The 17,933-nt window shown below is 36.9% G+C and carries 15 protein-coding genes; all 15 read right to left on the bottom strand.

Going from position 1 to position 17,933, the window contains the following annotated elements:
- Positions 1 to 34: 34 nt before the first annotated feature.
- A complete protein-coding gene (gene rfbA / locus BDE36_RS05555) occupies positions 35 to 892 on the bottom strand; it encodes a glucose-1-phosphate thymidylyltransferase RfbA (protein WP_141814060.1) in 858 nt (285 codons plus the stop codon).
- A gap of 5 nt (positions 893 to 897) precedes the next feature.
- Positions 898 to 1,770 (bottom strand): dTDP-4-dehydrorhamnose reductase, encoded by an 873-nt coding sequence (gene rfbD, locus BDE36_RS05550; RefSeq protein WP_141814059.1) that lies wholly within the window; start codon positions 1,768 to 1,770, stop codon positions 898 to 900.
- Positions 1,771 to 1,793: 23 nt separating this feature from the next.
- The gene (rfbC, locus tag BDE36_RS05545) at positions 1,794 to 2,333 is read right to left on the bottom strand and encodes a dTDP-4-dehydrorhamnose 3,5-epimerase (RefSeq protein ID WP_141814058.1); all 540 of its coding nucleotides are present in this window, start codon (positions 2,331 to 2,333) and stop codon (positions 1,794 to 1,796) included.
- A gap of 19 nt (positions 2,334 to 2,352) precedes the next feature.
- Entirely contained in the window at positions 2,353 to 3,408 is a 1,056-nt protein-coding gene (gene rfbB, locus BDE36_RS05540; protein ID WP_141814057.1) for a dTDP-glucose 4,6-dehydratase, read from the bottom strand.
- Between the two features lie 49 nt (positions 3,409 to 3,457).
- The gene (locus BDE36_RS05535; RefSeq protein ID WP_141814056.1) at positions 3,458 to 5,032 is read right to left on the bottom strand and encodes a glycoside hydrolase family 5 protein; all 1,575 of its coding nucleotides are present in this window, start codon (positions 5,030 to 5,032) and stop codon (positions 3,458 to 3,460) included.
- Entirely contained in the window at positions 4,995 to 6,092 is a 1,098-nt protein-coding gene (locus tag BDE36_RS05530) for a DUF1972 domain-containing protein (RefSeq protein ID WP_141814055.1), read from the bottom strand. The genes BDE36_RS05535 and BDE36_RS05530 overlap by 38 nt, the downstream gene beginning before the upstream one ends.
- Positions 6,093 to 6,094: 2 nt before the next feature.
- Positions 6,095 to 7,447: a glycosyltransferase gene (locus BDE36_RS05525; RefSeq protein ID WP_141814054.1), complete on the bottom strand. Its 1,353-nt coding sequence runs from the start codon at positions 7,445 to 7,447 to the stop codon at positions 6,095 to 6,097.
- Positions 7,448 to 7,490: 43 nt separating this feature from the next.
- Positions 7,491 to 8,738, bottom strand: coding sequence for a hypothetical protein (locus tag BDE36_RS05520; RefSeq protein ID WP_141814053.1), 1,248 nt, complete (start codon positions 8,736 to 8,738; stop codon positions 7,491 to 7,493).
- 16 nt (positions 8,739 to 8,754) lie between these two features.
- Positions 8,755 to 10,014: a glycosyltransferase family protein gene (locus BDE36_RS05515; protein WP_141814052.1), complete on the bottom strand. Its 1,260-nt coding sequence runs from the start codon at positions 10,012 to 10,014 to the stop codon at positions 8,755 to 8,757.
- A gap of 37 nt (positions 10,015 to 10,051) precedes the next feature.
- Positions 10,052 to 10,699: an acyltransferase gene (locus BDE36_RS24235; RefSeq protein WP_276482166.1), complete on the bottom strand. Its 648-nt coding sequence runs from the start codon at positions 10,697 to 10,699 to the stop codon at positions 10,052 to 10,054.
- Positions 10,683 to 11,930: a glycosyltransferase gene (locus tag BDE36_RS05505; RefSeq protein ID WP_141814051.1), complete on the bottom strand. Its 1,248-nt coding sequence runs from the start codon at positions 11,928 to 11,930 to the stop codon at positions 10,683 to 10,685. The genes BDE36_RS24235 and BDE36_RS05505 overlap by 17 nt, the downstream gene beginning before the upstream one ends.
- A gap of 74 nt (positions 11,931 to 12,004) precedes the next feature.
- Positions 12,005 to 13,054, bottom strand: coding sequence for a polysaccharide pyruvyl transferase family protein (locus BDE36_RS05500; protein ID WP_141814050.1), 1,050 nt, complete (start codon positions 13,052 to 13,054; stop codon positions 12,005 to 12,007).
- A 37-nt stretch (positions 13,055 to 13,091) separates the two neighbouring features.
- Positions 13,092 to 13,856: a hypothetical protein gene (locus tag BDE36_RS05495; protein WP_141814049.1), complete on the bottom strand. Its 765-nt coding sequence runs from the start codon at positions 13,854 to 13,856 to the stop codon at positions 13,092 to 13,094.
- Between the two features lie 32 nt (positions 13,857 to 13,888).
- Entirely contained in the window at positions 13,889 to 15,436 is a 1,548-nt protein-coding gene (locus tag BDE36_RS05490) for an oligosaccharide flippase family protein (protein ID WP_141814048.1), read from the bottom strand.
- Positions 15,437 to 15,521: 85 nt separating this feature from the next.
- Entirely contained in the window at positions 15,522 to 17,918 is a 2,397-nt protein-coding gene (locus BDE36_RS05485) for a GumC family protein (protein ID WP_141814047.1), read from the bottom strand.
- Positions 17,919 to 17,933: the final 15 nt, after the last annotated feature.

Raw genomic sequence — 17,933 nt, 5'->3', positions numbered from 1 at the left:
GAACCCTAACCGGCACTCCTCTTATTTCATTAGTTTAAGCTAGTCCCATTAGATATTGTCCGTAACCGCTTTTTACTAACGGTGCTGCGATTTCTCTCAGTTGCGCTTGTCCGATAAATCCCATTCGATAAGCGACCTCTTCAATACATCCGATCTTCAATCCTTGCCTCTCTTCAATGACCTGAACAAATTGACCGGCCTGCATTAAAGAATTAAAAGTACCGGTATCCAACCAGGCAGTACCGCGACTTAATACTCCCACCTTTAGTCTGCCTTTTTCCAGATACACTTTATTGATATCTGTTATCTCATACTCGCCACGCGGAGAAGCTTTAATATTTTTTGCAATTTCTACAACAGAGTTGTCGTAGAAATAAAGACCGGGAACAGCATAATGAGATCTGGGTTGTGATGGCTTTTCTTCAATTGAAATCACTTTGTTATCCTGGTCAAATTCAACAACCCCATAGCGCTCGGGGTCCGAAACCTGGTAGGCAAATACAACTCCGCCCTCTGGTTCTTTTAACTCTTGTAGCAGATGAGATAAGCCATCGCCATAAAAAATATTATCCCCTAGTATTAGAGCGACACTATCACTGCCAATGAACTCTTCACCGATTACAAAAGCCTGTGCAAGTCCGTTAGGCTGTTCTTGAACGGCGTAAGAAAACTTACATCCTAACCTTGATCCGTCCCCAAGCAACTTCTCAAAATTCGGCAGATCGTGAGGCGTCGATATAATTAATATTTCCTTTATTCCAGCCAGCATCAAAATAGACAAAGGATAATAGATCATTGGTTTATCATAAACCGGCATCATCTGTTTACTGGTTGCTAATGTAAGCGGGTGCAATCGAGTTCCCGATCCGCCCGCAAGTATTATACCTTTCATAGTTGCTATGAATTATTAGTTAAAGCATTTAGTTTATGAATACATGATATCAAACTATCTTTCCAATATGGAACCTCTATTTTAAAAGTCTCTTTAATTTTGGTTTTATCCAATACGGAATATGCTGGTCTCCGGGCTTTTGTGATATACTCTGAAGTTGGTATAGGAATCACTTTTGTATCTATTTCACTGACCTCAAAAATTGACTTTGCAAAATCATACCATGAAATCGCACCTTCATTGCTATAGTGGTAAGTCCCATATGCATCATTGCCGGAGAAAGCGATATTCAAAATTGCGTCAGCCAGATCAATCGCATAGGTGGGCGTACCAACCTGATCCACTATCACTTTTAGCTCATCACGTTCCCGCCCTAATCGTTGCATGGTTTTAACAAAGTTATTGCCATACTCAGAGTATAACCAACTAGTACGGATTATAAAGTATTTATCTGTTACCTCTGCAATAGCTAATTCACCTTCGAGCTTTGTTTGTCCATAAACGCTAATCGGATCAGTTTCATCATCTTCACTTAATAACTTGGGCCTATCACCTTTAAAAACAAAATCCGTCGATACATGGATCAATGCAGAATTATACAATTGGCATAGCTTTGCTAGATTTGCTGCACCCTCTTTATTGATCTTTCTAGCAGTTTCTATATCTTCTTCAGCCTTATCTACAGCAGTATATGCAGCACAGTTTATTACAAACTGAGGTTTTTCAGTATCATATAGTTTTTCAAGAGATGGTAGATCTAAAATATTTGAGGCACTTTCTTCCGGAAAAGCAATGTCAGAAAAATAACGTTCGGCAGCTACTTTTTTAAGACAGGAGCCTAGCTGCCCTGACGCTCCAAAAACAACAATTTTACTCATGTTCCAATGATTTAATTTAATTCTCAAAGACCCTCTAGTACGGGTAACTCTTTATCTTTATCAGATACCAATAACTCTTCAAAAGGAATTTTCCAGTCTATATTTAATGAAGGATCTGCATAATGTAATCCTCCTTCTGATCCTTTATTATAATAGTTATCACATTTATAAAAAAACTCTGCATGCTTCGAAAGCACTACAAATCCATGTGCAAATCCCCTGGGTACAAAGAATTGTAATTTATTTTCTTCACTTAACAGTACACTGTAATACTGTCCATAAGTCGCGGAACCTTGTCGAAGATCTACAGCGACATCCAGCACCTCTCCTTTTAGTACTCTTACCAATTTTGCTTGAGCATGCTCGCCTTTCTGGAAATGCAGTCCTCTTAATACGCCATAAGACGACATGGACTGGTTATCCTGAACAAAATGAATATTCAGTTTTGATTTTTCATTAAACCGTTGTTCGTTAAAACTTTCAAAGAAGTATCCTCTTGGATCGGGGAACACTGCAGGCTTAATAACGAAGCAACCATCAATAGGGGTTTTGATAATTTCCATACCTATAATCTAAATATTTCTAACGAGTAGCATACTGATCTTCGTAGTACTTTTGATAGTTACCGGAGGTGACATTTTCAAGCCATTCCTCATTAGCCAAATACCAGTCTACTGTTTTCTCCAATCCTTCTTCAAATTGTAAACTTGGCGTCCATCCCAATTCCCTCTGAAGTTTAGTTGAATCAATAGCATACCGAAGGTCATGTCCCGCCCTATCTGTAACAAAGGAAATAAGCTTTTCTGACGATCCGGGTTCTCTTCCTAATTTTTGATCCATAATATTGCAAAGCAAACGAATGAGATCAATGTTTTTCCATTCATTATGTCCACCGACATTATAGGTTTCGCCTGATTTTGCATTATGAAATATCACGTCGATAGCACGTGCGTGATCCTCCACCCACAACCAGTCGCGGATATTCTCGCCTTTCCCATAAACGGGAACTGGCTTATTATTCTTGATGTTATTTATAGCTAAAGGAATTAACTTCTCAGGGAAGTGAAACGAACCATAATTATTAGAGCAATTAGAAATAACCGTATTCATCCCATAAGTATCTGCATATGCCCTTACGAAGTGGTCAGAGCTCGCTTTCGAGGCGGAATAAGGGCTGTGAGGATCATAAGCAGTATCTTCTGTGAACATGCCATCTTCACCTAATGTTCCATAAACTTCGTCTGTAGAAACATGATAAAATCGCTTATTTTCATAATTACTTTTCCAATACTTACGTGCTGCATTTAACAGATTGACCGTACCGACGACATTGGTCATTACAAAATCAAGAGGGCTCACAATGGAACGATCTACATGACTTTCCGCTGCCAAATGAACTACAGCGTCGAATCGTTCATCCTCAAATAGCTTGTCAATAAAGCTCGAGTCAACTATATCGCCTTTTATAAACCGATAATTTGACGAGTTCTCAATATCAATTAAGTTTGCTAAGTTGCCTGCATAAGTTAACTTATCTAAGTTAACTATTAAGTAATCGGGGTAGTTTTTTACAAAACGTCTTACCACATGAGATCCGATAAAGCCCGCTCCACCGGTAATTAGAATTTTTAGCGCCATATTTAAAAATTTATTTATACTACGATTAAAGTGTTTTAACGACTATTACTTAAATGCCTCTTTCATTTTTTTCAAACCACTTCAATAACACTTTCTTTCTAGATGTATTATATGATGGCTTTATCATTTGTCGAGATGAGTCTGCATATTCAACATCCCATCCATGCCACTCCCTGTACGCATGATAAGTCCAGTCCCATCCATATTCTTCAAAAATCTCAATACAATCATTAATGTATCTAGCACTGCCGGGCGCCCATCTAACAGCACTAAACTCCCCTACAAAAATTTGCACCTTATAGGCAAGCTGAAAATCGCGCACAGGTTGTAAAATTCGCCTCAAACTACTCTTATCGTAATAGTGGTCAGAAACAAGTCCAGGATACTCTATGCCAGTCTTTTCATATAAAACGCCCTGATGTGTATATGCCAACGGGTGATACATGTGTACCTCATATACTATGTTTGAAAGAGGCATGGGTTTCAAAAAATTAAAGTCCGTCGGCGAAGCACCGTCTTCCGTTTCAATAAAAATTTTTTTGTACCTGTCTATTTTTCTTATCTCTTGTGCTGCAGCTTTTTGTGTTGTATAATAATCTAGGCCTTTAGGAGGTAAAGTGTCCTGCATTGGCTCATTAACCAAATCATAACCCAGTATAGCTGCATTCTTCTTATACCTGATCGCGATATATTTCCAGGTTTCAATGAAGCGTTTATTAAAGGAGTGATCATAGAACATCCTGTTTACACCGTCGCTACCTCTACCGCCAGGTACAGAGTGCAGATCTACAATTACCTTAATTCCATATTTCTTACAGACACTAGTAACTTTATCTAGATCGTTTAGCTTTTGATCCAGCCAATTATTATAAATAATTGAATCTTTGGGGTTGTTTCCTAAAACAGGTTTGTTACCGGTCAATTGCCATCGTATTAGGTTAACATTCCAGCCTGCCAATATCTGAAGGTCTTTCTCATGAAATTTTACCGGCGACATTACTCCCCTATACTTAGTTCGACTCTTATTAACGCCTAAATCTCTTATCTGCCGGGCCGTCGGCTCCTTGATTATGTTAACAGAAATATTGTCAAACCAAGCCTTTCCTGTACTTCCTTGTAGGCCAAGATATAACTTGCTATCTGAAATATTCTCAGGAATTATTAAAGAGAAGAAAACGTACTTCCAGTCAAAGGTTCCCCATATATTATCTTGATTCTTCCAAAAATCTTTGTCCCCGGATTTGTAATGGAGCATAAATTTTACTCCTAAATAAGTCTGATTGGGGGTTGAGACATTCTCAGATTTAACTAGACAACGAAAAGCGACTTTCATTCCTGCGTATTTTCTAAGGTCAATTGCCTTAGTAACCATTCCAGCGTTCGTCACCCTTAAACAGGTACCACCCTTTACATCCTCACGCACCCACGAAGCATTTGGATTGTTTGTCCATTCTACCCTATCACTTAATTCATCAAAATCAGTCTGGTAAATAGTTGATTGCGCAAAGGAGACAGAGCTTTGCGAGAGCATAAGAGCTAGAATTATTCCTACTTGCAATGTGCATGTTCTGGACATTCTGATACCTCTATGATTTAGGGATAATAGATAAAAAATAATCTTCATACCTATCTACAATTCTTTGCCAAGAATATATATTCTTTATCTTCTCGATATTCTCCGTCAAAAAGTGGAAAAAATCTTCTTTTCTTTTTCCCTCAATAATTTCCTTTAGACCATTATAGTTATCAAATGGGAAGCCATCATTCCCGACAATTGTTCTATTGAAGTCATTATTATGGTAACATATCAATGACGAAGAACCCATTGCTTCGAGTAAGGAGGGATTTGTTCCACCAACAGAATGGCCGTGATAATATAAATTAGAAAAATACCTTAAATTATTCAACGCGACTTGATTGTAAATCGGACCAAGAAAACAAATTCGAGTATCTTCTCCGTACAACCTTGCCATTCTTATTCCAAAATCTGTATGCTTGAAGTTACCTATAAGCAACAATTTCCTTGAAGTTGAGGACTTGGAAAAAGCTTCCAATATCATCTCTATGTTATTTTCGGGCTCAAATCGAGCAATTAAAATATCATAGTTATAAGCAGTCACACCATAGGCAATTAAGTCTTCCTTATTAGGCTCACTAAAAACATGGCTTCCATAAGGAATATAGAAGGACTCTGCATTGTAAGTCTTTTTTAAATAACTTTGAATACCAATAGAATCGGCGACCAAATGATCACTATACTTTGTAGCCAGCTTCTCGGCGTACTTCAGAAAACGCTGTACCTGTTTGGAATACTTGCTTCGCATCCACTCTAGTCCATCCATGTTAGTAACAACTATCGATTTTTTTATCAAAATACGTTGCCATACAGAACTACTAGTATATCCCAGCAGATAAATAATATCAAATCCACGCTTCCTTGCATCTGCCATACATAAAAGATCATAAATAAATTGCCCTGCTGTTCCGATCTTGTCCTCAGGATCATATTTATGAAGAATCTTTACTCCATTATAATCCGATTCCTTATAGGGATGATTTTTGGAAGAATATACAGTTATATCGTGGCCTTTTTGAACTAAGCCTTGAGACAAAAAGTCAGCAAACTGCTCAAAGCCTCCATAGTGATTAGGAATTCCTCTAGTTCCAACAATAGCTATTTTCATTCTTACTTCCTATTATTATATAGATTATAAATTTCTGTAACATGCTTACCAAACGAATAATTGAACTCACCTTGAATTATTCTTGCATTGTATTCGGACAAAAGCGAGGGTTCTCTCAAAACTTTTAAAAGAAGCTTACTGAAAGCTTCTACAGTTGGCTCACAAACGAAGTCTGTTTGATATTCCTTTACAATGTCCTTCGCACCTACATTAGTGGAAACTAAGACAGGGGTGCCAAAAGAAAGAGCCTCTAGAGTTATCAAGCTGAAAGTTTCTTTCCATATTGAAGGAACAATAAGTAAGTCTATCTCCTCAAAAACTGATTTTAATTCCTTTTCGTCATATTTACCTCTGTATGAAATTAAGTCGCAGTCTTTATCCACTCCAGTCTCCCCACCCCAAACATTTAAAGACCAGTTGCTTACACCTTGAATACTCAGTGCGCACAATACATCCTTTAATAAAGGAAAACCTTTATAATCAGACACATGTCCAATAAAGCCAAGCCGGATATTATTAGTATCAATCCTTTTAAATATACGATTATCGAATATTGATGCATGAGATATCGGAACTATAGAAAACCTTTCCAAGTGAAGAAACTGTTGATAAACCTCCTTTGCAATAGAGCTGTTAAAATGGAAGCAATCGACTAGATAAAAAAGCTCTTTAAAGCGTCCAATCACGTCTTCAAATTCTCCAGCATTCTTAGAAATAAAAGGTTTCTCTATAGTTTTAGTGACTGCTGACCTCCCGCCTCCTATCTTTTTTCCTACAGACAATGATGATTTATATTTTAGTAGAAACCTGGAATTCCGAAGTCGCAAGAACAAGTTACTCGGCGAATTTCGGTTACATAGTTCGCACTCCTTACCTCCCGGTGTATTGCACAACTCACCTCTTTGGTTTATAAAACTCACTTTAAAACACAAACCAAAATAATCATGACTTGTATAAATTATCTTGACCCCCTTTTGCCTCAAAAACTTGACCAATTCAACAGGGATTCCCATAACAGTATGTATATGCAGAATATCAGGCTGTAAAATGTTATAAAAATTCTCCAAAGTCCTTTCAGTTAAAGGGCTACCACTAAGTAGATCTGAAGGTTTTCTAACACCATGGAGCAGGGGAACAATTGAGGGATTTGATATTTCATAAATAGATATTCTATTATAGCTTCCTCGCCTCCTAATCCCCTTTTGAGGATACTCTAACGTAATTTCTCCTGGATGAAGGAGCGTGATAATGTCTTCGGGATTCTCTGCTTGCTTACTCATAAGATCAACAGCATATTTTGTTAAGCCGCCACTTCTATATGGTGGTAATCCCAAAGCATAGTGAATAATATTCATCGATACATGTGATTATAATTTAACAATTATCTTATTATCTCTTCTACGATGAATAAGACTTCGTTATGAAAACTTCATTCTCTTTCTTCTGTTGATGTTCCTCCACATCAGCGTTTTCTCTAAAAAACTTATTAGAGAACATTAGCATTATCGTAATCCAAAACAACTGTGTATTAAAGGGAGCATCAAGAACAATTAATAGCCATATTAAAAAGTCTACCTTTGAATCTTTTGCAATTCCATACCTAAAAACAAAGATTAAAAGAACTATTGTGGCGATAAGACCGAAGTCCCAAATAAAAGCTGGAAATAAACCTACAGCAAAATCATGCTCATCCAATGAGGCCATTAATGTAGGCATAACATTCTTCGTATGATCGATCCCGGCGCCGAGCCAGAAATCGGGACTAAAAAAAGAAACCTGCTTAAAATAATAGATGGTAGGTACTATCCTAAAAGCGCCACTTTGATCCGCTTCAAAAATCTTATTTTCATCTAGGGTTAATATAGCCTCGCCTATTTTTAGTACACGCTCCAAGACAACCAAATCTAGATTGCCTAGAACAGTTGTAGCAAGAATCACAAATGGCGCAAGAAGCATTACCGATTTTAGTGTAATTTTAGCATACTTGAACAATACCACAGCTAAAAGAATAAGAGCAAAACTACTTCCGCAGAATAACATTTGATATAAGAAAATAATCCATATCGTTCGATCCTGTTTAAATCCATTTGACAATTTATATTTTTCACCGGAGACAACCTCTCGTATTGTAATATACGATATCATAAGCAGTGTAACGATCTTACCAAAATAAGACGGTTCAGAGGCAAGCGAGTTAACTTTAAATGTTGATTGGTCTCCCACCCTATAATTCACAATTGGAAGGTTAAGAAACGCACAAATTTGCTGACAAACCATAGTAACAAAGAAGGCCCAAAGGAGAAACACTATTAATTTACCGTAAACATCAACAGTAAGAGGAGTTCTATCGACCAAATAACAGTAATAAACAAATGTAAAAATGAACATCAACGAATATAAGATCGTGTCAATCCGAAAGGCATCACTATGTAACAGAGAACTTAATAGCATAGTCCCAAACACTGCATAAACTAAAGAAGTTGATCGATTTGCAATTGCCCGAAATTGGAAAACAAGCAGAATCGGCACAATTCCCATAACCGCTATCAATATATAATTCATTCCTTCACTACTCGAAGCAAACGTAAAAAAACTTGCCATAGAGCAGATGATGAGCCATATATACTTATTCCTTCTCTTATCCATACTGCCCATCACAATTCTAGAAAGATTCTATTTTAAATCTCCTATACGATCTATTAAGCAATCGAGCCCTATTATTCAGATGGAAGTATCTGATAAGGAAACGGCCTAAAAGCGAGTACCGGTCATACCCTATGACTGCAATCAATAGTTTTGAAATAAGATCAAAGACCCTTACTTTGAATCCCAGCCCTGAAACCTTTTTTATTGACAGCCTTTCAACATTTATATCCTTCTTAGAAACAAAACCACCCTTTTTTAATAAATTATAAAATTCCCCATCTGATTGAAACGGATTCACCAATATCTCGTCTTCAGTTACTAATCGAGCATAAATTCGTCTAAAAGACAACGTAATTAATCGGCCATTACTAAAGACGCCGTATGAGTATGGCCACTGAAGATACTTTTTAAAATTACTCTCTTGGATCTTGTCTCCATAAAACCTGATTAAGTTATACAATGGTTCCTCCCTTTCCTTCATATCAACAGTCTTATGACTGTAGTTCCCTTTGCTCAGTTCTTCGTATTTGAAAGCGGAAAAGTGAAAGAACACTAACGGATTCATTGTTTCTTCACTTGTCTTCAAACGAATATAATATTTCTCTTTAATTACTAATATTTCTCTTTCGTCAAAATTCCAAGGTGCATAATTAAGTCCAAGGTGCTTAGAGACATAATACTCTCCAGCTTCCAAAACAACCGGTAAATGATCCATCCATTTTTGATCAGTAAAGAAACCTCTTATAGGATCGGAAAAAGCGTGTGTTTTCAATCGATCGCCCCACCATTTTAAAAGACGGTTACTGGCATTAGAACTTTTTAAAGCGAGAAATCCAAGGTTATAAATTCCGCCCCGTTGAGGGTTGTCTGATCCAATTACAACTTCGTGGGGAACCACAATAACACTTGTTGTTTCTAACTTTTCATATACATAGTCCAATGCGTCGAAGACCAAGATATCGGGATCAAAATAGATGGCCTTTTCATACCCTCTATTTAAAAGCACTTGGAAACAGAAAGGCTTAATCGCTGTGCAAAACTCAACTACATCATACTTGAACGACATATCCGTCCATTCATTTGCAGAGAGTTCCAGTTCACCCTTTGCGACTACAGCACTCTGAGGAACTTCCATCAATTGAGAATCCGATAATTCATCAGCCAAAAAGATAAAAAAATCTGAATCAGGATTGTGCAACCTGAATGATTTCTCCAAGGCAGCAGCAAGGCCGATATAGTTCTTCGAACAAATTGTAAAAGCGACTTTATTATTCATTAAATTTTCTTTTAAACAACTACCCCAATTCATTACGTTAAGCCGGCGTCCTTACTACTCGCGCGGGCATTCCTACTGCTATTGCAAAGGGTGGAACATCGCAAGTTACAACCGAATTAGAACCTATTATTGCTCCAAAACCGATGGTGACGCCAGGTAGAATTGTTACTTTATCTCCAATCCAAACGTTATCATTAATTAAGACCTCACCCTTAGAATACAAACTTCGAGCAATTGGTGGAATAAAGAACTCCTTCTTATTATCATTTCTTCCATGTGAATTATCGGTTATAGTAACCTTTTTTCCGATTAGTACGTTATCTCCAATCCGAATGCTCTTTATGGCCGTTATATGATTATCATCTCCAATTGATACTCCATTCCCGATAATGATTTCAGGGGAAAAGCAGTCCATCTCATACTTGTCCCATGCATTCAAAACAACACGTCGTCCTATTATTGTATTCTCTCCAATAGTTATGTATTTGCCATTAACTAAATTGATACCTGAGTTAATCATACTACCTCTACCCAACTTACGGAAATTCCGGCTCAACCAAGCTGTATAAATTTGGTTAAAGAATAGACCCAATAAAAAAGCTCCGCGGTAAGGCACAAGGAATGAAATCGTCCACCCTAGACAGCTAGTTAAATGCAAAAAAAACACTTTAATAACCCGTTTCATTTGTTAACGTTTCATAGATATTTAACAGATCGCGGACTACTGTTTCTGGGGCATGACGTCCTAAAGCAACCTTACGACCTTCTTCTCCTAACTTTACAGCAAGCTGCCTATTATTAACTAAATGGTTAATTTGATATGCCAAGCTAAATGGGTCATTTGCCGGTACAAGGACTCCTGTGACCATATGTTCAATCAAAGATGGTACACCGCCAACAAAAGTACTAATTACCGGTATACCGAGCAATTGGGCTTCGCAAACGCTGTTTGGACTGTTATCAATATAGGATGGGTGAATGAAGATTTGAGAATCTAACAGCTCATCCCTTAGTTCCTCTGCTGAAAGAGTACCCAATAGCCTGACATTGCATGATGCTGCCTTTATCTTAGTCTTCCACTCATGAAACGCGATATCCTTAACTCCAAAAACTCGCCACTCGAAGTCATCAGTTATATTATCTTTCAACAACTTAGCAGTTTTTAAAATTGTATCTACTCCTTTGTATAAGGGCGTTGATATCGTTGTTGTTAATACAAACTGCTTTTTGTTATTTGAATTTCTCCATATTCTGTCAGTAAAGAAAAACTCATCTCTCAATGCTTCTCCACAGTAATAATAATTAGCAGAAGGATTGTATAAATGGATCAAATTTTTATCCCAGGCCGTCCGTCCCATATAGTTAGAACAAGTTCTCAAAATCCTTTCTTCTCGTTCAGCTCTTAACCTAAAATTCCTATTATCAAGAAGCTGACTTAGCGTCTTAGCTATATTAAAACCGTTAAAACGGATCAAATCACTCTCGTTATAACCGGCCGGAAAGCGAGCATTGTAATAGGGGGGAATGGAACCCTGCATATGAATTACAACAGGCACGTTTGTATATTTTGCAACTAGGCCATAACACCACTCCGAACCAAATACGTGTATGACATCAGGTTGAAAATCCGATATCACTTTAAGGCAAGCTGGAACAACAAGATCTTCTTCTGTACTATAAATCAGCTTTCTCTTCAATTTAAGGGCTTTGCTTTTCCAAACATTTATGGGATAATAGACTACATCTTCTCTTTCTACTTTAAAATAATCATCCGAATGCTCAAAGGCCACACCAAGTTGAATATTTGATGATCTCCTAATTAACTTTTCTAATGATGCTATCCAGCCTCCGCCGTTATGGGTAGTATTATTTTCTGAATAAAGAGACGGAGTAACGGCAAACCATAATACCTTCATGCTAAAATCATATTTCTAAAGGCAAAGAGAAACTGGCTAATCAAACACTGACTCATGTACCTTGTATCTAATCCTTAAAGTTTTTCTTTTAATACAGCGTAATAGTTGTCCTGAAAATAGCTCGGTAACTTATGAGTGTATTCTTCACCTAACATATCTTGAGCCATCTCATATGCATCATTTAATGTCTCAGCAAATTTCACATATGCTCCAAAACTCTCAGGGAACCATTTTACACCGCTACTTAATTTGTGATCAGCCGACGATAAAACGATTACAGGGGTAGAAGCAATTAACGAAAATATTGTACCATGATACCGATCGGTTATTATAAGTTTATAGTGTGCGAATCTTTCCAGCATTTCATTCAGAATAGCCTCCTTCTTGTACATAATATCCTCATATGACGCCTTTATTGTCGTATCTGTCAATTCGGTCTGAATTAGCTTTCCTACTTTTGTCCGCAATGCAGTGATCTCTCCGGACTGGTAGAATGTTTCTAAGTCATCCCGCATACAAAACAAGACACCTTGTCTTTCAAAAGAATACTCTTTAGATCCAATTAAGGAAGTAACTATGTCTGGATAAAGTAACAACTTACAATTTGAGAAATGCTTCTGAGCATTTGAATATGAGATTTGATCTCTGCAAAGCAAAACGAGATTGGGATGAGAATTGAGTGCAATACTAGTTTCCTCGAGGAGCTTTCTTCCCGTAATATTAATCGTTTGTGGCAAAATAACAATTTTATAGTCTTTAAATAGCCTAGCGATAGCTATATAAATTGGAAGTTCAGGATGCGGATCAAAAAAAAAGTATCCGCTATGTCCAAAAATAAGATCATCTTTTCCGATCCTCTTTCTCAATATTTTTAATGCTAGAGGAAAAGAGGTTATATAATTAAATGGAAAAATGTTGTATCCAGGATAATTAGATTTCAACCATCGCTCAATACAATAAGATTGCGCTTGGTCACCCATATTCGGATGTATTGGATATCCGAACAGAAATATATTCTTTCCTTTCATGGAGAACCATAGTTTAAATAAGATTTCAGCTCTTAAACGGGTCCAGAATACTCGACGAATAGCACCGCTAACTTTCTGACTAATTTTCTTCCTCATATATATAACTTCTATGTAATTTAGCTAAAGACGTATATTAATTTTCGACAACTTCATTAACTCCTTTGATCTCGGATAATTTTATATTTTCAAACTTAGCACTAATGCTACTGGGCCCCGTCTCGTCCCATAGAATAAATGCTATACCACCTTTTTTGAATGGACTATACTCTAGCTGTAAAGACAAAAGGACAACATCATCAAGTACAAACTCAAATCGATTACCTTCTGCTATCACATTAATGGAATGCTTTCTACCCAAATCCAATGAACATGGAACAGTTTTGAGGTTTGTATAGAACTGTCCTCTATGTACAATCTCAAAAACAAGAAGCTTATTATCTATAGTTCGAAAGCGATATCTGTTGTAAAAATCTTTATGTCTAAATGCAAATTGAAGTTCAGTAAAAACGCTATAGATAGTTACATCAAGGCTGAGAACGAAGTTTTCAATTAAAAGGTCCGGTGTATAGCAATATATCCAGTCATCATTTAGTCCTTCCGTTCGGAAGATGATCTTATCTTCCTGAAACGTAGCTTTATTATTGACACAAACATTGTCAGTAATGCTACCTTTAATTCCCCAAAACGCTTTCATACATCCAACCCCCATGGTTTTAACATAATTCCACTGTTGATCCTTATATACAAGTCGATTTAGCAATTCAGGGACCTCACATAGATGATAAGATTTTTTGATCAGATCTCCTTTCTTTAAAAATATTGCCTTTTTAAAAACCATATTTAAAAAGATTGTCAAAAGACCCTTTACCTTGAATTGAACTGCCCTTTTTATATTCATATCGACTTTGGTAACTCTTTATTTCTGCACAATTACAGAGCAAGATGTTTTCTTGCATTTATCTTTGCACGAAGGCCCTTTATAATATCATTTATATATAGTCTTTCATTAACAGAAAGACCTAAAAAGTAAATCGCACAAATAGATGTTAATGTCCCCACTAAAAAGACGACAAGGAATCGACTGAATCCTTCTACTAGACTCATTCTTAAGTATAATGGAACAGGATAAGCTATTAGGGTCACTAATACCACGCGAACGATAACAGTTTTCAGAAATCTATCTATTCTAAGATCAATCATACCTCTGAGCATGATCAATCTTAAGAAGAGGCACAATAGGGAACTGCCTATGGCAATATACATCGTGATATCGGGCGGGAAATTATATTTTAGAAAGACATAGGAAACAGGCAAATTCAATAAAAGCGTAGATCCCACTACAGTTTGGTATAGCCTTATCTTGCCGGAAGCTTGAGCTGCACTCATTAAAGGGTACGACAATGAGTCTATCAGGGCCGCAATAATTACTAGTATGGCGAAAATTACGACATACGGCGGTATAACTTTCAGCCACAATGCTAGGATAAAATGAGTTTCAAGCAACATAGGCATAGATAGAATGAATAGAAGAAAGTAGGATAATTTTGAACTCCTGAAAACAAGATTTAACATATTCTCTTTTTCGCCAGTTGCATAGTATTTTGTTATTTGAGGATTAACTGCGGTTAGGAAGTTTGTTACAAATTGATTAATAGCAGTGCTTACTTGAAATGCTATCGCCCGCGAGGCATTTACAGAGGGTCCAAAAAACACATTAAGAAGAATATTCGTTCCCTGGCTATTTGATATGGTTGCTAATGCGCCAAAGAGGTTCCATCCAGAGTAACTAAGCAGGTCTTTAAACAATTTTCTATCAAGCACAAGTTGAAATCGGCATTCTGAATATTTCCTTATACAAAAAGTAATATAGATACAAGAAACTATACTAGTTGTGATAAACATTAGGACAGCATATGTCTTTAACTTGTCAAATGGCAAAACGAACAAAACATAAACAATTAGTAATTTCAGCACTGCTTCGATTATACTCACATAAGCGTACACTTTCATATTCTCGTGGGCTATTATTGAAGCGTTATATGGCACTACCAGAATTGTCGCGATAAAAGAGAGAATTGCAAATTGATAAATCCAATTGGCTGCAATTACTCGGTTGTAGGGAATGGACATATAGTTGTTTAAAAACCACAAACCAACCGTTTCTGCAAGCAACAATACAACCAAAGCAACAATAATATAGATCGTAAGTGTAACGTTGAAAGTTTTCCCCATTTGGATTAAGTCGTTCCTTCCTAAATGATAAGCGAAAAATCTCTGAGAAGCAGCTGCCATTGTCGTACTCAAAAATGAAAACATCACCACTATTCCTCCCACGACATTATATATACCATAATCAATCGTACCAAGGGCGCCTAAAATAACCCTTACAGTATAAAGAGAAACTACCATGGTGATAATCATCCTTACATATAAAAGCAACGTATTCTTTGCGATTCTCTTATTATTTTCAGAGGCCATCTTAAAAGGATATAATCTAATTACATTGGGATACTACTATCTAGAGCAAGCTCGATTAGCGTCACACAATTAGCAGCACAAAAGGCTACTTTTTTCCAGTTATACGATTCCAAAAATTAGGACTCGGCATATCATTGTATTCACCATAACTATACCCGTACGCGTAGCCATAGCCATAGCCATAGCCATAGCCTTTGCTCTTACTAATATCGTTTACGACTATTGCCATCTTTCCAAACTTTCCATTATCATACAACTCATTTGCTATCATTAATTGATCTTTGTATGTTATTCTCTGTCTGACTATATAAAGAGACAAATCTGCATACTTACTCAACAACTGAGCATCTGAGACCAAACCAATAGGAGGAGCATCTAGTATAATAAAATCGAATTGATCTTTTAGATATTTAATAAGGGAGTCCATCCTACTATTGAGTATTGTTTCTGCCGGATTCGGAGGTATTGGCCCAGCACTTACCACAAATAAATTTTCATTAACCCAAGTAGCGGAAATAATATCGCTTTCTTTAACGTTATTATCAATTATATAGTTTGTAAACCCATATTTTCCAACCACCCCTAAATTTTGAGATAGCTTTGGCTTTCTTAAATCCAGTTCCAACATAGCCACCTTCTTCCCTGAAAGGGCTAACGCAGCACCAAGATTTGTTGCAATAAAGGATTTACCCTCGCCCGACATGCTTGAGGTCAACAGAATTGTCTGGCAAGTGGCGTCTGATGCCATGAAGAACGGTAGATTAGTTCGTAGTGCTCTGAACTGTTCCGAAATTGGGGACCGTGAATTTTTAATAACAACCACATTTTCCTCAGAGGAATTATGGCTTATTTCACCTATAATCGGAATAGAGGTTAAATATTCAATTTCCTTTTTATTTTGAATCCGATTGTTCAATATTTCATTAAGATAAATCCATCCCACCGGGAGAGCGAGGCCAAACGCTAAGGACATAAGCAATAAAACACCACGTTTTGGCGAAAACGGTGCCGTCTCAGATTTCGCCGCATCTATTAATCTTGTATTGGCAAGATTGGCTGTCTTTGAAATGGCTGTTTCCTCTCTTTTTTGTAATAAGTAAACATACAGTTCTTGCTTTATCTCCTGCTGCCGCGCTAAATCAAGGTACGTTCGCTCCTGGCTAGGAACAGCCTTGATTTGACCTTGTATTTGACCGGCATTTTGGTTCAGCTGTTGTTTAGTTATCCTCAAGGATTGGGCTGTACTATTCAAGTTCGAGAGCATATCATTCCGCAATGACATTATCCTTTGCACTAGATTTCTAATCACCGGATTATCCTCTGTCGAGGATAAAAGATGTCTCTCTTTTTCTAAAACTAGATTATTATACCGTTCTACAAGTCCTGCAAAAACCGGGTCTTCTGGAAGTACTGAACTAGGAACAACTCTCTTATTTCTGGACTCATCTTTGAGGTAGCCTAAAAGAGCTTCTGTTATATTAAGCTGAGTTTCAATATCAGAAATCCGTTTTATGTACTCACTAGAACTACCGACCAGCAACTTACTTTGCTCTGAGATATCCGCTAATCCCTTAGTCTGCTTAAATTTTTGAATATTGCCCTCAATGTCCCCCAACTCCCTACTAACGACTAAAAGTCTATTCTCAATAAAGGCTATTGTACTATCAGCTATTTCATTTCTATTCCTAAGATTTAATTTAATATAACTATTAATAACTTCAGTTAAAATTTCTTCACCCTTTTTAGGAATCGGATATTCCAATGTCAAGTCAATCGTACTTACCTGTTTATTTGTTACGGCGACAGCTAATTGAGCTCTTATAGAAGCAACAGTTTGATCGAAGGATGCTATCGTAAAAATATAATCATTTGCCTCAGATCCCCTGAATTGCGCGTTCTTTGTGATCTTTAAAGTCCCAATATCATCGATAATAAACGCTTGGTCGTATCGATATTTCTTACTTATTTCATCTCCTGTCTGACGATCCTCATATGACAGAACATATTCACCCGAGCTTGAATCTGTCACTTCAAATGTAGTTGTTAAAACCGTGTCTTTAACAGATATTAACTCTACATTAAACGGTGCATCGTAAAGTTCAAGATTTTTGAAAGTTCCCTTTTTATAATATCTTACATTAAGCTTTAAATTCCTAACAATTTCCTCAACTAATGATCGGGTTCTTAAAATCTCGGCCTCGTTATCTACATTGCTCTTCGTATTAAATAGAGTACCTAAGTCGCTAAACATTTCTGAAGTACCCATTCCCGCCCCCCCCTTCTGCTGGTCTTCTACTAATAGTTTTGCAGCAATTTTATAAACAGGGGTTTTATAACGTAAAAATAAGATCCCTATACCTAAACAGGTCAATATGCTAAGTATAAACAATGGCCATTGAGATAGCAGTTTAGAAAGAAACAGCTTCAACTCGTCATTTTCATCTTTTCGAGATTCAGCTTTATTAATAGACGATTTATACATATTTAAAGTAATTGA

The sequence above is a fragment of the Arcticibacter tournemirensis genome (assembly GCF_006716645.1).
Classification (GTDB): Bacteria; Bacteroidota; Bacteroidia; order Sphingobacteriales; family Sphingobacteriaceae; genus Arcticibacter; species Arcticibacter tournemirensis.
The sequence above is the reverse complement of the archived record's forward strand: the minus strand, read 5'-3'. Positions and strand labels throughout refer to the sequence as shown.

What these genes read in the sequence shown, in the direction of transcription:
- rfbA (WP_141814060.1), bottom strand. Translation starts at nt 892, where the DNA reads ATGAAAGGTATAATACTTGCGGGCGGATCGGGAACTCGATTGCACCCG.
- rfbD (WP_141814059.1), bottom strand. Translation starts at nt 1,770, where the DNA reads ATGAGTAAAATTGTTGTTTTTGGAGCGTCAGGGCAGCTAGGCTCCTGT.
- rfbC (WP_141814058.1), bottom strand. Translation starts at nt 2,333, where the DNA reads ATGGAAATTATCAAAACCCCTATTGATGGTTGCTTCGTTATTAAGCCT.
- rfbB (WP_141814057.1), bottom strand. Translation starts at nt 3,408, where the DNA reads ATGGCGCTAAAAATTCTAATTACCGGTGGAGCGGGCTTTATCGGATCT.
- BDE36_RS05535 (WP_141814056.1), bottom strand. Translation starts at nt 5,032, where the DNA reads ATGAAGATTATTTTTTATCTATTATCCCTAAATCATAGAGGTATCAGA.
- BDE36_RS05530 (WP_141814055.1), bottom strand. Translation starts at nt 6,092, where the DNA reads ATGAAAATAGCTATTGTTGGAACTAGAGGAATTCCTAATCACTATGGA.
- BDE36_RS05525 (WP_141814054.1), bottom strand. Translation starts at nt 7,447, where the DNA reads ATGAATATTATTCACTATGCTTTGGGATTACCACCATATAGAAGTGGC.
- BDE36_RS05520 (WP_141814053.1), bottom strand. Translation starts at nt 8,738, where the DNA reads ATGGATAAGAGAAGGAATAAGTATATATGGCTCATCATCTGCTCTATG.
- BDE36_RS05515 (WP_141814052.1), bottom strand. Translation starts at nt 10,014, where the DNA reads ATGAATAATAAAGTCGCTTTTACAATTTGTTCGAAGAACTATATCGGC.
- BDE36_RS24235 (WP_276482166.1), bottom strand. Translation starts at nt 10,699, where the DNA reads ATGAAACGGGTTATTAAAGTGTTTTTTTTGCATTTAACTAGCTGTCTA.
- BDE36_RS05505 (WP_141814051.1), bottom strand. Translation starts at nt 11,930, where the DNA reads ATGAAGGTATTATGGTTTGCCGTTACTCCGTCTCTTTATTCAGAAAAT.
- BDE36_RS05500 (WP_141814050.1), bottom strand. Translation starts at nt 13,054, where the DNA reads ATGAGGAAGAAAATTAGTCAGAAAGTTAGCGGTGCTATTCGTCGAGTA.
- BDE36_RS05495 (WP_141814049.1), bottom strand. Translation starts at nt 13,856, where the DNA reads ATGAATATAAAAAGGGCAGTTCAATTCAAGGTAAAGGGTCTTTTGACA.
- BDE36_RS05490 (WP_141814048.1), bottom strand. Translation starts at nt 15,436, where the DNA reads ATGGCCTCTGAAAATAATAAGAGAATCGCAAAGAATACGTTGCTTTTA.
- BDE36_RS05485 (WP_141814047.1), bottom strand. Translation starts at nt 17,918, where the DNA reads ATGTATAAATCGTCTATTAATAAAGCTGAATCTCGAAAAGATGAAAAT.